Source organism: Nocardia sp. NPDC058058 (assembly GCF_042885355.1).
Taxonomy (GTDB): Bacteria; Actinomycetota; Actinomycetes; order Mycobacteriales; family Mycobacteriaceae; genus Nocardia.
On sequence record NZ_JBHVSA010000003.1, the window covers coordinates 44,464 to 58,680 of the forward strand.

A 14,217-nucleotide genomic window follows, 5' to 3' on the forward strand; every position below is an offset into this window, starting at 1 on the left:
GGTCAGAAACTCGCTTTGGGGAACAGAATCAGGTACATCTGACTCAGCAGCACGTTCACCACCATGAGCAGCAGAATCGATTGCACCACTGCGGCATTGACCGCATTGGCCACTCCCGAGGCCCCATGCCTGGCGTCAAGTCCCTTGTAGCAGGCCACGATCGCCACGATCACCCCGAACAGGGTGGCCTTGATCAGGGTGAGCACCAGATCGGCGACGGTGGCGAAGGACGAGAACGAGGCGGTGTAACTGCCCGGCGTCCCGCCCTGGAGGGTGACGGTGAAGGCGTATCCGGCGAGAAAGCCGATGAAGCAGGTGAATCCGGTCAGTGCTACGGCCACCACCACCGCGGCTGCCAGCCGCGGCACCACCAGCCGCCGGATCACCGATACGCCCATCACCTCCATTGCCGCGATCTCGTCCCGGATGGTGCGCGATCCGAGATCCGCGCTGATGGCGGAGCCGACGGCCGCGGCCATGAGAATGGCCGCCACCAGCGGCGCACCCTGCCGGATCACCGCCAGCCCGTTGGCCGCGCCCGCCATCGATGTCGCGCCGAGTTGTCCGGCCAGCAAACCGAATTGGATCGAGAGCGTCACCGCGATCGGCACCGTGACGAACAGCGTGGGCACCACCGCGGTGCGCGCCATGAACCCGGCCTGTTCCACGAATTCGCCGAAGGGGAAGCGCCGCCGCACGATATCGGTGACCAGGTATTGGCCCGCGCGTACGCCGAGGACGAATTGTCCACCGACGGTACGCAATGCGGCCAGTGGATGGCGTTCGGCATAGCCCCGGGTCCACCGGGCCACCTCCGCGCGGGCGGAGGGCGCGCCGCCCGGTGGCGCGGATCTGACTGCTGTCATCGGAGTCCTATCGGGTGGCCGCGGCCGAGACCGACCGATCCGCCGGGGGAGTGCCCGCCGGATCGAATATCAGGGACAGCCGCTCGAGCCCGCGCAGCATGAAGCTCGGGGTGTAGGTGAAATCGTTGTCCGGTGCGAAGCGGACCGATCCGAATCGAATCGCCAATTCCTCCAGCATGATTCGGCTCTCCAGCCGGGCCAGCGGGGCGCCCAGGCAGGCGTGTATGCCCGCGCCGAACGCGAGATGGGATTTCGCGTCCGCGCGTTCGGGATCGAAGTCCCCGGGCCGCTCGAACGCGCTCTCGTCGCGATTGGCCGAACCGAAGACCAGCACCACGAGCTGTCCGGCGGGAATCGTCTGACCGCCGAGGACGGTCTCGGACTTGGTGATTCGGAACATGCTCTGCACCGGGGCCAGAAAGCGCAGACCCTCTTCGATCATGAGCCCGCTGCGCTCGGTGGTGTCCGCGCGCAACCAATCCCACCAATGCGGGGCCGTCGCGATCTGTTCGAGAATGCCGGTGAGCAGTTTGGTGGTGGTCTCGTTCCCGGCGATCAGCAACTGTTGAATGATGCTCAAACACGCTGCGGTGCTGAGTGGTTCGTCTCCGTCAGCGCTGTGCGCGGCCACCAACCCGGTGAGCAGGTCTGCGCGCGGATGGCTGCGGCGGTCGTCGAGTTCGGCGGCGAAGTAGCGCTGATACTCGAGCATGCTCCGGGCCTGCTCCAGGCGTCCGGACGTGTCGAGCTCGGCTCCGACGGTCGCGGTGAACTGATCGGACCAGCGCTTGAAATCGTCGATCCGTTCCCCGGGCACATTGAGCACCTGCGCGATCACTCGCAGCGGGAAGGTGGAGGCGATGGTTCGCACGAATTCCACCGGGCTGCTTGCGGTCAGCTCGTTCGCCAGGGTGTGGGCGAGCTCGCGGATCTGTGGCTCGAGCTGTGCGATGAGCCGGGGCGTGAACGCCTTGGCCAGCATGCGGCGGTAGTAATGATGTTCCGGCGGATCGGCGGTGAGCAGTGTCGGTACCGGCGGCCACCCCTGCGCCTCGATCTCGGCCACCTGCTCCTTGATCTCGTCGGGCGCCGGCAACTGCGGTAGACCGAAGTTGGAGGAGAACACCGCGTGATCGGCGAGGGCCTTGGCCACCAGTTCGCGCGAGGTGACGAACCACATGCCGCGTGCGGCGACGAAATGCACCGGCGCGTGCTCGCGCAGGGCGCGATGCCAGGGGTAAGGGCATTGCAGCGCATCGGGATTCAGGGGATCGAACTCGGCTACCGGATGGGATGAGGTCTCGGTCAAAGCCGCCTCCAGCCTGTCTTGACTAATTATCTGGCCAATATAATAGTGAGGTGGGTCATAGGCAAGGGGTGGTCGCGACGCCGAACGCCCGGAACGAAGGACGAATATGCCGAGAGCCCTGGTAACCGGAGCGGGAAACGGCATCGGCCGTGCCATCGCACGACAGTTGGCGGACAACGGATTCGAGGTCGCCGCGGTCGATATCGACGGTGCGGCCGCCGAATCCACGGCAGCCGATGTCGGCGGAACGGCGTACGGCTGCGATGTCGCCGATGAGCGAGCCGTCGCCGCGCTGGCCGAATCGGTGGGAGCACTGGACGTGGTGGTCAGCAACGCCGGCATCTGGCGTTCGAAATCGCTCGCCGACAGCACCCTGGCCGAGGTCGAGGATGTGCTGCGCACCAATGTCGTCGGCAGCTGGTTGATCGCCCGTGCGCTGACGCCCAACTTTCCCGAAACCGGTGGCGCGATAGTCAATCTCACCTCGACGCTGGCCGAGATGCCCGGCGTCGGGCGGGGGATCTACCCGGCCTCCAAGGCGGCGATCGTGGCGCTGACCAAACAGCTGGCCAGCGAGTACGCCCCGCGCCGGATTCGGGTGAACGCGGTGGGGCCGGGTCTGGTCCTGACCGAGGGCACGCGCGGTGAATTCGCCGACCCGGGCCTGGCGCGCGCGATAGGGGAGTCCATGCCGCTCGGGCGACTCGGCGAACCGTCCGATATCGCCGCGGCCGTTGGCTTTCTGGCCTCACCGGCGGCGGGGTACATCACCGGGCAGGTGCTGTTCGTCGATGGCGGCTGGACGGTCAACGGATCGGCGTTCATCGGTCTGGCGGTACAGGACTACTTCCGGCAGCCGGTCCAATAGTCCACCGCGCCATCGGGTCTGGACATGCGGATGTGACCCGTGCTACTAAATAATTATCGGACCAACTAATAGATGGGACCGCCGTGCCGGACACCGCATCTCCCGCCGATATCAGCGCCGAAGCGCTCATCGACATCTTCACCAAAGCCACTCGAATCAAGCTGTGCGATGAGAAGTTCCGGGCACTTGTGCTGGCCGGACAGGTCAGCGCGCAGTACTACTCACCGCGCGGCCAGGAAATCGTCTCCGCCTCGATCGGCGCGCTGCTGCACCGGGACGACTACGCCGTGACGACCTATCGCGGACTGCACGACCAGCTCGCCAAAGGTGTTCCGCTGCGCGAACTCTGGGCCGAATTCATGGGTAAGGCCACCGGAACCTGCAAGGGCAAGGGCGGTCCCATGCACATTACCCACCCGGCCTCGGGGCTGATGGTCACCACCGGCATCGTGGGCGGCGGATTGCCGATCGCCACCGGGCTGGCGCTGGCCGCGCAACTGCGCGGCAGCGATCAGGTGACAGTGGTGAACTTCGGTGACGGGGCGAGCAATATCGGGGCCTTCCACGAAGCCTGCAATCTGGCCGGAATCTGGCGGCTGCCGGTCGTATTCTGTTGCCACAACAATCTTTACGCCGAGCACACCGCGTACGAGGACGGCACGAGCGTCGCGCGCATCGCCGACCGGGCCGCCTCCTACAACTTCCCGGGGGTGCGGGTGGACGGCAACGATCCGATCGCGATGTATCAGGCGGCACGCACCGCGATCGACCGGGCGCGCGCCGGGGACGGCCCAACCCTGCTCGAGGCCATGACATTCCGATTCCACGGACATCAGATGTCCGATCAGAACGAGTACATGAAACCCGGGGAGCTGGCCGCCGCGCGGGCCGCCGATCCGGTGCTCGCATTCCGTGAATGGCTGCTGGATCACGGGATCGCAAGTGCCGCAGCGTTATCGGCGATAGAGGCGGAAGAGGCGGAAGCGATCGCGGACGCGGTGCGTTTCGCCACCGAGAGCCCGGTGCCGGATGCGGCCGAGCTCGTCACCGACGTGTACGAGGAGGCGCTGATATGAGCGCGATAACCGTCGAAACCCAGCCCATGACCGGATTTCAGGCGCTGGGTAGCGCATTGGACGACGCGCTCGGGCGCGATCCGTCGGTCTTCCTGCTCGGCGAGGACATCGCCGATCCAGGTGGCGGAGTCTTCATGGTCTCGCGCGGGCTGTCCACCAAATACGGCCGGGATCGGGTGCGCGCCACACCGATCAGCGAACAGGCGATCATGGGGGCGGCCATCGGTGCGGCCGTGGCGGGCATGCGGCCGGTCGCGGAGATCATGCTGATGGACTTCCTCGCCGTGTGCATGGACCAGCTGTCCAATCATGCCGCCAAGCTCCGCTATATGTCGGGCGGGCAGACCACCGTTCCGATCACGGTGCGGTGTGCGGCGGGGGCCGGAATGCAGTTCGGCGCACAGCATTCGGAGATGCTCGAAGCGTGGCTCACCCATATTCCGGGGCTCAAGGTGGTGGTGCCGAGCAATCCCGCCGACGCCAAGGGTCTGCTCACCGCATGCATCGAGGATCCCGATCCGTGCGTGGTCGTCGAGCAGAGTCTGCTGTATTTCGGGCCACCGCAACCCGTTCCGGTTGGACGGCACTATGTACCGCTCGGGGTGGCGGCGACACTGCGACCCGGCAGCGATATCACACTGCTGTCCTACGGCCGCCAGGTGCACGACGCGATGGCCGCGGCGCAGCGTTTGGCCGAGGAAGGGGTGCAGGCCGAGGTCATCGATCTACGGTCGCTGGTGCCATTGGATGAGGAGACCATCCTGGAATCGGTCGGCCGCACCCGGCACGCCGTGGTGATCCATGAAGCCGTGCGGCGCAGTGGATTCGGCGCGGAGCTGGCCGCGTTCATCGGCGAGCGGCTGTTCGATGAACTGGCCGCTCCGGTGGCGCGGGTGACGGGAGCCAACACCCCGATCCCGTACGCCAAGGCGCTCGAGGACGCCTTCGTACCCACCGCGGATGCCATCCTGGTCGCCGCCCGGGCCACGCTGGCGCGCTCGCGCACTCGTATCGGGGGCTGAGGGTGGCGTACGGTCTGGCGGCACACGCGTGGCGCACCCCGGACGAGCTCGCGGTCGGCGATGGCGAGCTCGAATGGACATGGGCGCAGCTCAATTCGATGGTCAATCGCACCGTGGGCTGGTTGCTGTCGCTGGGTGTGGGCGCGGGGCAGCGGGTGGGCATCATGGCCGAGAACGGAGTGCACACCGCGCTCGCACATCTGGCCACCACCTATGCCGGGCTGTCGGTCGTACCCATCAACTCCCAGCTCACCTCCGGCGAGGTGGGTTACATCCTCGATGACGCGGCGGTGCACACCGTGTTGTGCTCGGCGCGGACCGCCGCCACCGTCCGAGCTGCGGGCATCGGTGTTCGCGTAGTCGCTTGGGGCACAGCCGGATCCGGGGACGTCGAAGCATTCGAGTCGGTTATTCGCGACTTCCCGGACACCGAACCCGCCGCCACGATGGTGCCCGCCGCACCGCTGTACTACACCTCCGGCACGACCGGTCGTCCCAAGGGCGTGCGGTTGCCCGATCAGATGTATCCGGTGGGGGAAACGGTCGCCGACCATGTGCGACGCATCGAACAGTCGCCGGTGCGCCCGAAAGGACGGCATCTGATTGTCGGGCCGATGCACCACACCGGTCCGATCGGCGGTGTGCGCGGACTGACGGTGGGCAATCCGCTGATCATACTGCGCAAATTCGACGCCGAACAGGTGCTGCGCCTGATCGACGAGCATCGGATCGAGAGTTCGATGATGGTGCCGACACATTTCGCCCGAATGCTCGCGCTCCCGCCGACTGTGCGAAAACGATACGACGTCAGCAGTATTCGCTCGATCGTGCACACCGGGGCGAGCTGTCCGGTACACATCAAATCCGCCATGATCGATTGGTTCGGGCCGGTGCTGTTCGAGGCGTACGGATCCACCGAGGTGGGCACGGTCACCTTCATCGACTCGGCGGACTGGCTGGCCCACCCGGGCTCGGTGGGCCGTGCCATGCCGGGGTACGAACTGAACATTCGTGACGACGGCGGTGAACTGCTCGCCGCGGGTGAGCCGGGTCTGGTGTGCGTACGCTCCACCGACGGCGTCCGCCCGCGGTATCACAATGACCCGGACAAGACCGCGCGCAGCTATGTCCACGGCGACGAATTCGTCATCGGCGAGGTCGGCTACCTCGACGCGGCCGGCTACCTGTATCTCACCGATCGGATCTCCGACATGGTCGTCAGCGGCGGGGTCAATCTGTACCCCGCCGAATCCGAGGCGGTACTGCGCGCACATCCCGGGGTTTTCGACGTCGCGGTGATCGGCATCCCGCACCCGGATATGGGTGAGCAACTGTGCGCGCTCGTGCTCCCCGCCGAAAACCCGCCCGCCGCCGAAGAACTCATCACCTGGTGTCGCGATCGGATCGCGCACCACAAGTGCCCCGGAGTAATCGACTTCCTCGACGAGGACGTGCGTACCGCGATGGGGAAACTCGACAAACGCGCGCTGCGCGCACGGTATCTGGCGACGCACCGAACCGCGATGACCGAAGGGGCACCGTGAGCGCACTCGAAATACCCACGGCCACACACCTCCCCTTGCTCTTCGAGTTCACCGCCGAGCACACAGCGCTGCGCGAAGTGCTCCGGCGGTTCTTCCAAGCCGACACCTCCGACACGGAAACCGGGAACTGGCAACGACTTCTGGTCGATGTCGGAGCCCGGGACATCCTGATGGGGAGCGCGGACGGCGAATCATCGAGCACCCCCGTCGATCTGGCGATCATGGCCGAGGAAGCGGGCGCGGCTCTCTACCCCGGCCCGATAGTCCCCACCGCCGTCCTCGGCGCACTGCCCACCTACCGTTCCGAAGGCAACTCGGAGCAGTTCGTTCCCACGCCGCAGACCGACTCCCCGCCATCCCGGCGTGCCTTTGGCCGGGATCCACATTTCGCGCAGGGAGTTTCGTATACGGCGCTCGGCACATCGCTACTGGGCGATCCGCGTCCGGAACTGACCGGGCGAAACCACAACGGCTGCTACCGCCTCAATGGCGTCGTCGAACCGGTCTGGAATATCGAGCATGCCGGTTGGCTCATCTGCGAGGCTATGGTCGACGGCGCACTCGCTGTCGTGCTGCTGAACATCGGTGCACCGGGGGTGCATATGTCCACGCTGCACGCTCTCGACCCCTCCCGCCCGCTCGGCCGAGTCGAATGCCGCGACGCGCCTGCGGAATCGGTGTACACCGACCCCGCGATCGCCGTCGCGCTGCGCCGTCGTGGTGATCTCGTGATCGCCGCCGAACTTCTCGGCGTCGCCCAGTGTGCCTTCGACCGCACCATCGACCATGTCGCACACCGGATTCAATTCGGCCGAACCCTCGGCTCCTTCCAGGCGATCAAACATCGCCTCGCGGATCTGCTGACTCGGGTCGAACTAACGCGCTCGGCCGTATACGGCGCGGCCTGGCACCTGGCCACCGCGCCCGAGGACATTCAGACCGATATCGATCTCGCGGTGGCGGCAGCCCTGGCCATCGACACCGCCACCGATGTCACCAGGGCCGCGGTGCAGTTGCACGGCGGCATGGCGATCACCTGGGAGCACTGGGCACACCGGTATCTGCGCCGCGCGCATGCGACCGCCGTGCTGATCGGGGGCGCGGTGCGGTACCGGCGTCGGCTCGCCGACTACGCGGACCTACGGGAGGAACGACGATGACCGAAGCCGTCGAGGGCCACCACTTCGTCGCCCGGACTCTGATCGGTCCCACGATCGAGACCTGGGGCACCGGGGATCAGCGCGCGCGCTTCCTGCCGGGTATCGAGGCGGCGAAGCAGATCTGGTGTCAGCTATTCAGCGAGCCGGGAGCCGGATCGGACCTGGCGAGCCTGGCAACCCGCGCGGTCCGGCGGGATGCGGATCACTGGACGGTCACCGGCCAGAAGGTATGGAGTTCCTTCGCGAATCTCGCCGACTACGGCATGCTGCTCGCCCGCACCGATCCGGATAAGCCCAAACACGCGGGGATCACATGCTTTCTGCTCGATATGCGCGCACGCGGGGTCACCGTGCGCCCACTGCGCCAGCTCACCGGTGAGGAGCATTTCTGCGAGGTGTTCCTGGACGAGGTGCAGGTGCCGGATACCGACCGCCTGGGCCCGATCGATGCGGGCTGGCGGGTGGCACTGTCCACCCTGAGCGCCGAAAGATCCGGCCTGTCAGGCACTTCCGATGCCTCGGGCGTATCGCTGGCCCCGGTCCTTGCGGCCGCGCGCGTGAATGGCACCTGGCAGGAGCCGATCATGCGCGATCGGCTGGCCGGACTACTCGCCATGGAGCGGGCACTGGAGCTGACCAATCAGCGGGCTGCGAAATCCCGGACCGACGCAGGCGGATCGATCACCAAGCTCGCGCAGTCCGAGCTGTCCCAGCGGATCGCCGAGATCGGATTCGAGATTGCCGGTGCGCACGGTGCGTATTGCGTGGCGGATCCGCTCTGCCCGGAGGCGTACGCGCTGTTGGACAGTCGCAGACTCACAATTGCGGGCGGCACCTCGGAGATCCAGCGCACCATCATCGCCGAACGGGTGCTCGGGCTGGATCGGGAACCCGATCCCGATCGCGGCCGACCCTGGCGTGCGGTGCGGCGAGGGTGAGGCGCGATGTCCGGCAAGCCCGCGCCCGCGGCGCTGGTGACGGTGCGACCCTCGGGAATCGAATTCGCCGCCGCGCCCGGGCAAACCATCATGTCCGCCGCCCTGGCCGCCGGATACCGGTGGCCAACCATCTGCGGCGGTATGGGGGACTGCCTGGTCTGCCATGTCGAGGTGCTCGCCCACGCCGACCACCTGTCCGAACCGGCCGAGTCCGAATTGCGCGCGGTGCGCGAATTGCGGTCGCGCAGCGGAACGATCGTGCGCCTGGCCTGTCAGGCGGGCGTACACGGCGAAGTGGCGGTACTCAAACGCGGTGTGCGCCTGCGTGCGCGGCCGACCGGCCAGGAGAGGCACGAACTGTAATGGACACACCGATGGATCCACACCTGATGGACATCACGGACGGCCGGCCGCGATTGCGCGGCGGGCGCTGCGCGAACTGCGCCGATCATCATTTCCCGGCGGGCACGTCCTGCCCACGGTGCGGTTCGGCGGATATCGCGATCGTTCCGCTGGCGGAGCGGGGCGTGCTGTGGAGTTGGACGGTGCAGCGCTTCGCCCCGCCGAGTCCACCCTATGTGCCTGGCGTGGAACCGTTCTCGCCATTCGGGCTGGGTTATGTCGAACTGCCCGGTCAGCTGATCGTGGAAGCGCGATTGCTCGAGTGCGATCCGGCGCGACTGCGCATCGGGATGCCGATGCGGCTGGTTCTGCTCTCGGTGCCCGGTGATCTCTCGGTGCCCGGTGATATGGGCTCGAACACAGTCACTTTCGCCTTCACGTCGGCAGAGCCGAGGTTGGGCTGATGTCGAACGAGGTTGCCATTATCGGAATAGGCTGTCGCCCGTTCGGCCGTTTCAGCGATACCACCGCTCGCGCCGAGGCGGCGCACGCGGTCCGGCAGGCGCTGTGCGATGCCGGGGTCGGTTGGCCGCAGATCGATTACGCGGTCGGCGGCAGTCTCTCCGGTGGTTCGGCCGACACCCTGGTCACCGAACTCGGTTTGACGGGTGTGCCGTTCATCAATGTCCTGAACGGTTGTGCGACAGGGAGCAGTTCGCTGTTGTCCGCCGTGCACGCCATCGCCTCGGGTGCGGCGGAGTTGGCGGTCGTGGTCGGCTTCGACGCGCATCCGCGCGGGGCGTTCTCGATCTCCACCGCGCATATGGGGCTCGGTGACTGGTACGGATCGACCGGGCTGGCGGTGACCGCGCAGTTCTTCGCCTTGAAGATCCAGCGGTACCTGTACGAACATGAGCTGCCCGCGAGTCTGTTGACCACGGTGGCGGCCAAGGCATTCCACAATGGCTCGCTGAATCCGAACGCCTGGCGGCGCAAGGCGCTGAGTCCCGGCGATATCGACACCTCGCCGATGCTGGTGGACCCGCTGCGGCAGTACATGCTGTGCTCACCGGGCGACGGCGCGACCGCGCTCGTCCTGTGTAATGCCAAGGCCGCCAAAGAGTATCGATCCGATCCGGTATTCGTCTCCGGCGTCGCGGTCCGCACCCGTACGCCCGGATCGTTCGAGGTGCTGAGCCCGTCGCTGTCGATTCGACGTGGTGACAGCCCCACGGTCGACGCCGCCCGTGCGGTATTCGAATACGCGGGTATCGGACCCGGTGAGATCGGCATAGCCCAATTGCAAGACACCGACGCGGGCGCGGAGATCATCCACATGGCCGAGACCGGGCTCTGCGAGCACGGTGCGCAGGCCGCGCTGATCGACAGCGGCGCAACGGGTCTCGGCGGCGCACTGCCGATCAATACCGATGGCGGCTGCCTGGCCAACGGTGAGCCGATCGGGGCATCGGGGCTGCGTCAGATCCATGAGAACGTCCTGCAATTGCGCGGTGCGGCCGGTGCGCGGCAGGTCGCGCACTCTCCTCGGGTGGCGCTGTCCCATGTGTACGGCGCGCCCGGGTCCAGCGGCTGCACGGTGCTCACCCGATGAGCGGGAGGAACGCGCGATGCGAGTGGTGGTGAATCCGGACCTGTGCGTCGGGAACGGACTGTGCGAGGTGGTCGCGCCCGCACTGTTCGAAGTGGGCGATGACGGTGTGGCGCGAGTGCTGTCTCCCGAGATAGCCGACAGTGCAATCGATCTCGCCGAACGGGCGGTCATCGCCTGTCCGGCGCGGGCACTGCGCGTCGAGTAGGCCGTGAGTTCTGGCGAAGAAAGCGGAATCGAATGGAAATCAAGATGCCCAAACTCGATGTCTCGATGACCGAGGGGACTTTTCTGGGCTGGTTGGTGCCCGACGGCAGCGCGGTCGCCGAGGGCGAACCGCTCTACACCGTCGGCACCGACAAGGTGGAGACCGAAATACCCGCCCCCGAGCACGGCGTGCTGCGCTACGGAGCGGTCGAAGTCGAGGGCGAGTATCCGGTGGGCACCACCCTGGGCCGACTCGAACTGGAGCACTGAGGCAGCCATGGCGACCACGACCTATCGCGAAAGCCCTTTCCTCACCGGACATCACCGGCCCACCCGCATGGAGGTGGACGCACCGGATCTGTTCATCCATGGCGAATTGCCCGCCGATCTCGCGGGAGTGTTCTACCGCAATGGAGCCGAACCGCTCTATCCACCGGTGGACGAGGACTATCACTGGTTCGACGGCGACGGCATGGTCTACGCCTTCTTCTTCGAGGACGGACGCGTCTCCATGCGTAATCGGTGGGTTCGCACCGATAAGCTGATGCTCGAAATCAAGGCGGGCAGAAGGCTTTTCGGTGTGCATGGCAATCCGCTCACCACCGATCCGCTGGCGCTGGGCACCCGGTACAACACCGCGAACACCAATATCATCCTGCATGGCGGAAAGCTGCTGGCCCTCATGGAGGGCGCACCGCCGGTCGAATTGGATCCGCGCACTCTGGACACCCTGGGCGAGGAGCACTACGGCGGTGTGGTCACCACGACGTTCAGCGCGCACCCCACCATCGACTACGCGACCGGTGAGCTGATCAATATCGGCTCGATCGCGCGCCGCAAGGGCACCGCACCGGAATTGCGTTACGACATCATCGATTTCGATGGACGGCCGATCAAGACCGAGACCATCCCGGTCCCGCATCAGAGCATGCTGCACACCTTCTTCGTCACCGAGAACCACGTGGTGTTCCCGGTGACGCCGCTGGACATCAGCATCACCCGCGCGGCGGCGGGCGGTCCGCTGGTGGCCTGGGATCCGGGGCGGCCCACCAAACTCGGCGTGATGCCGCGCACCGGCACCGCGGCTCAGGTGCGCTGGTTCGAGGCCGCGCCACGCCAAATGATGCATCAGGCGAATGTGTGGGAACAGGACGGCCGCATCATCGCCGATGTGGCTGCCGCCGAAGGAACTTCGCTGTTTCCCGATATCGACGGCACCCGGCGCACGCATCGGGAGACTCGGCAGAGCCTGCGGCGCTGGACGATCGATCCCGGCGCCGGCACCGATATCGTGCGCGAGGAGATTCTCAATGATCGCGATATCCAATTCCCGCGCCCGGACGATCGGCTCATGACCCGGCCCAGCCGCTATGCCTTCGCCAACAGCAATCAGCGTTCGGTGGATGGGCGAGTCGACGGGATGGATTCGGTGGTGTGCGTGGATACCCGCACGGGGGCCGAGGACAGCTATCACTTCGGTACGGGAGCGGCGGCGGGCGAGCTCATCTTCGCTCCGCGCGTGGGCGGGGCGGACGAACTCGACGGCTACGCCCTGACCCTCGTGCATCGGGCCGGGGCCGCCGAGACCGAACTCATGGTCTTCGATGCGCGGAATCTGGCGGGCGGGCCGCTGGCGCGGGTGGTGATCCCGTTCGCGATTCCGAGCGGGTTCCACTGCAATTACTACGCCGTGGACAATCCGCTTTATGGCCAAGCCATGCCCGGTGTGGATCAGATCCGATGAACAGCGACAAGAGCGTCGCCCTGTTCGATGTGGTGAATCCTGCCGACGGCCGCCCGGCCGGACAGGCGATCGACCATGGTGCGAGCGCGGTAGCGGAGACCGTCGCCGAATTGCGGCGGAGCCAAGTCGAATGGGAGCGGATCGGCGTCCGCGCCCGCGCGAAATGGTTGCTGCGCTACCAGGATTGGCTGATCGACAATGCGGCCCGGCTCACCGATACGGTGCAAGCCGAGACGGGCAAGACCCGGTTCGACGCCGAGATCGAGGTGCCCGCGGCCATCGACCTGCTCAAATACTGGGCGAGCCATGCCGAACGGTTCCTGGCCGACGAGCACCCCACACCGCACAGCCCGATAGGCATCACCAAACGCCTGCTCGCGACCTACCGGCCGCATCCGGTCGTCGGAATCATCACGCCCTGGAATCTGCCGCTGCTCAACCCGTGTTTCGACATGTTCGCGGCGCTGATGGCCGGATCGGCGGTGCTGGTCAAACCGTCCGAGGTGACGCCGCTGAGCGCAGTCGAATTGGCGCGCGGCTGGACCGAAATCGAGGCGCCACCGGTGTTCTCGGTGCTCACCGGCCACGGGGAGACCGGGCGGGCGGTGGTGGACACGGTCGATTTCGTGCAGTTCACCGGCTCCACCCGCACCGGCCGGGCCATCGCGGTGGCCTGCGGCGAACGACTGATTCCGTACAGCCTCGAACTCGGTGGCAAGGACCCGGCCATCGTGCTCGCCGACGCGAATATCGAAAGGGCGGCGGCGGGCATCGTCTATGGCGCGCTGTTCAATTCGGGGCAGGCGTGCATTTCGGTGGAGCGGGTGTACGTCGAAGCGCCGGTATACGACCGGTTCGTGACCACGCTGGTGGATCGCGTGCGCGCGCTTCGTCAGGGCGCGGACGGCCGAGACTTCGCCTTCGACATCGGGGCGATGGCGACGGGCACGCAACTCGATATCGTGCGCGGCCATATCGAGGACGCCCGAGCCAAGGGTGCGCGAATCCTGCTCGGCGGCAACGCGACCGGCGCGGGCCTGTTCTTCGAGCCGACCGTGCTGGTCGACGTCGATCATTCGATGCGCTGCCTCACCGAGGAGACATTCGGCCCGATCATTCCGGTGATCAAGGTCCGCGATGCAGCCGAAGCCATTCGGCTGGCCAATGATTCGGACTACGGCCTGTCCGCCACGGTGTGGACCGGTGACCGCGTTCGCGGCGAACGCATCGCTCGTCTGCTGGAGGTGGGCGCGGTCAATATCAACGACGCATACGCGAACCTGATGAATTTCGCCCTGCCGATGGGTGGTTGGAAATCCTCGGGGATAGGCGCGCGCTGGGGCGGGGCCGGGGGCATCCGCAAATACTGCCGCCGGCAAGCGATTACCGCACCCCGCGGGCCTTTGCTCGCCCGTGAGCCACTGTGGTATCCGGCCTCGCGGTTCCGCTCACGCCTCGTCACGACCGTGATGCGCGCGGTGGACGCGCGCGGATGGCGGCGTGTGTCGTTGCCGCTCCGGCGCGGTCGCTGA

General features: G+C 66.5%; 15 protein-coding genes. 13 read left to right on the forward strand and 2 right to left on the reverse strand.

Features of this window, described 5'->3' with window-relative positions:
- Nucleotides 1–2: 2 nt before the first annotated feature.
- Both ACFVUS_RS23750 and ACFVUS_RS23755 read right to left on the reverse strand, forming a co-directional pair.
- Nucleotides 3–866 (reverse strand): MlaE family ABC transporter permease, encoded by an 864-nt coding sequence (locus ACFVUS_RS23750; RefSeq protein ID WP_387770322.1) that lies wholly within the window; start codon nt 864–866, stop codon nt 3–5.
- Nucleotides 867–873: 7 nt separating this feature from the next.
- Nucleotides 874–2,175, reverse strand: a complete 1,302-nt coding sequence (locus ACFVUS_RS23755; protein WP_387770325.1) for a cytochrome P450 — start codon at nt 2,173–2,175, stop codon at nt 874–876.
- Nucleotides 2,176–2,281: 106 nt separating this feature from the next.
- Here ACFVUS_RS23755 and ACFVUS_RS23760 point away from each other — a divergent pair, with 106 nt between their 5' ends.
- From ACFVUS_RS23760 to ACFVUS_RS23820, 13 genes are all read left to right on the forward strand, one after another.
- Entirely contained in the window at nt 2,282–3,043 is a 762-nt protein-coding gene (locus ACFVUS_RS23760; protein ID WP_387770328.1) for an SDR family NAD(P)-dependent oxidoreductase, read from the forward strand.
- Between the two features lie 83 nt (nt 3,044–3,126).
- A complete protein-coding gene (locus tag ACFVUS_RS23765) occupies nt 3,127–4,119 on the forward strand; it encodes a thiamine pyrophosphate-dependent dehydrogenase E1 component subunit alpha (RefSeq protein ID WP_387770331.1) in 993 nt (330 codons plus the stop codon).
- Nucleotides 4,116–5,141, forward strand: coding sequence for an alpha-ketoacid dehydrogenase subunit beta (locus tag ACFVUS_RS23770; RefSeq protein ID WP_387770334.1), 1,026 nt, complete (start codon nt 4,116–4,118; stop codon nt 5,139–5,141). The genes ACFVUS_RS23765 and ACFVUS_RS23770 overlap by 4 nt, the downstream gene beginning before the upstream one ends.
- 2 nt (nt 5,142–5,143) lie before the next feature.
- Nucleotides 5,144–6,685 carry an AMP-binding protein gene (locus ACFVUS_RS23775; protein ID WP_387770337.1) on the forward strand — a complete coding sequence of 514 codons (1,542 nt, stop codon included), beginning with the start codon at nt 5,144–5,146 and terminating at the stop codon, nt 6,683–6,685.
- Entirely contained in the window at nt 6,682–7,845 is a 1,164-nt protein-coding gene (locus tag ACFVUS_RS23780; protein WP_387770340.1) for an acyl-CoA dehydrogenase family protein, read from the forward strand. The genes ACFVUS_RS23775 and ACFVUS_RS23780 overlap by 4 nt, the downstream gene beginning before the upstream one ends.
- Nucleotides 7,842–8,783: an acyl-CoA dehydrogenase family protein gene (locus ACFVUS_RS23785; RefSeq protein ID WP_387770342.1), complete on the forward strand. Its 942-nt coding sequence runs from the start codon at nt 7,842–7,844 to the stop codon at nt 8,781–8,783. The genes ACFVUS_RS23780 and ACFVUS_RS23785 overlap by 4 nt, the downstream gene beginning before the upstream one ends.
- A gap of 6 nt (nt 8,784–8,789) precedes the next feature.
- Nucleotides 8,790–9,146, forward strand: a complete 357-nt coding sequence (locus tag ACFVUS_RS23790; RefSeq protein ID WP_387770345.1) for a 2Fe-2S iron-sulfur cluster-binding protein — start codon at nt 8,790–8,792, stop codon at nt 9,144–9,146.
- An 11-nt stretch (nt 9,147–9,157) separates the two neighbouring features.
- The gene (locus tag ACFVUS_RS23795; protein WP_387770348.1) at nt 9,158–9,589 is read left to right on the forward strand and encodes a Zn-ribbon domain-containing OB-fold protein; all 432 of its coding nucleotides are present in this window, start codon (nt 9,158–9,160) and stop codon (nt 9,587–9,589) included.
- Nucleotides 9,589–10,737, forward strand: coding sequence for a thiolase family protein (locus ACFVUS_RS23800; RefSeq protein WP_387770351.1), 1,149 nt, complete (start codon nt 9,589–9,591; stop codon nt 10,735–10,737). The genes ACFVUS_RS23795 and ACFVUS_RS23800 overlap by 1 nt, the downstream gene beginning before the upstream one ends.
- Before the next feature lie 16 nt (nt 10,738–10,753).
- Complete coding sequence (locus tag ACFVUS_RS23805) at nt 10,754–10,942, forward strand: ferredoxin (RefSeq protein ID WP_387770354.1); 189 nt, start codon at nt 10,754–10,756, stop codon at nt 10,940–10,942.
- A gap of 44 nt (nt 10,943–10,986) precedes the next feature.
- A complete protein-coding gene (locus tag ACFVUS_RS23810) occupies nt 10,987–11,211 on the forward strand; it encodes a lipoyl domain-containing protein (RefSeq protein ID WP_387770357.1) in 225 nt (74 codons plus the stop codon).
- A 7-nt stretch (nt 11,212–11,218) separates the two neighbouring features.
- Entirely contained in the window at nt 11,219–12,685 is a 1,467-nt protein-coding gene (locus ACFVUS_RS23815) for a carotenoid oxygenase family protein (RefSeq protein ID WP_387770360.1), read from the forward strand.
- On the forward strand, nt 12,682–14,217 hold the full coding sequence (locus tag ACFVUS_RS23820; protein WP_387770363.1) for an aldehyde dehydrogenase family protein: 1,536 nt from the start codon (nt 12,682–12,684) through the stop codon (nt 14,215–14,217). The genes ACFVUS_RS23815 and ACFVUS_RS23820 overlap by 4 nt, the downstream gene beginning before the upstream one ends.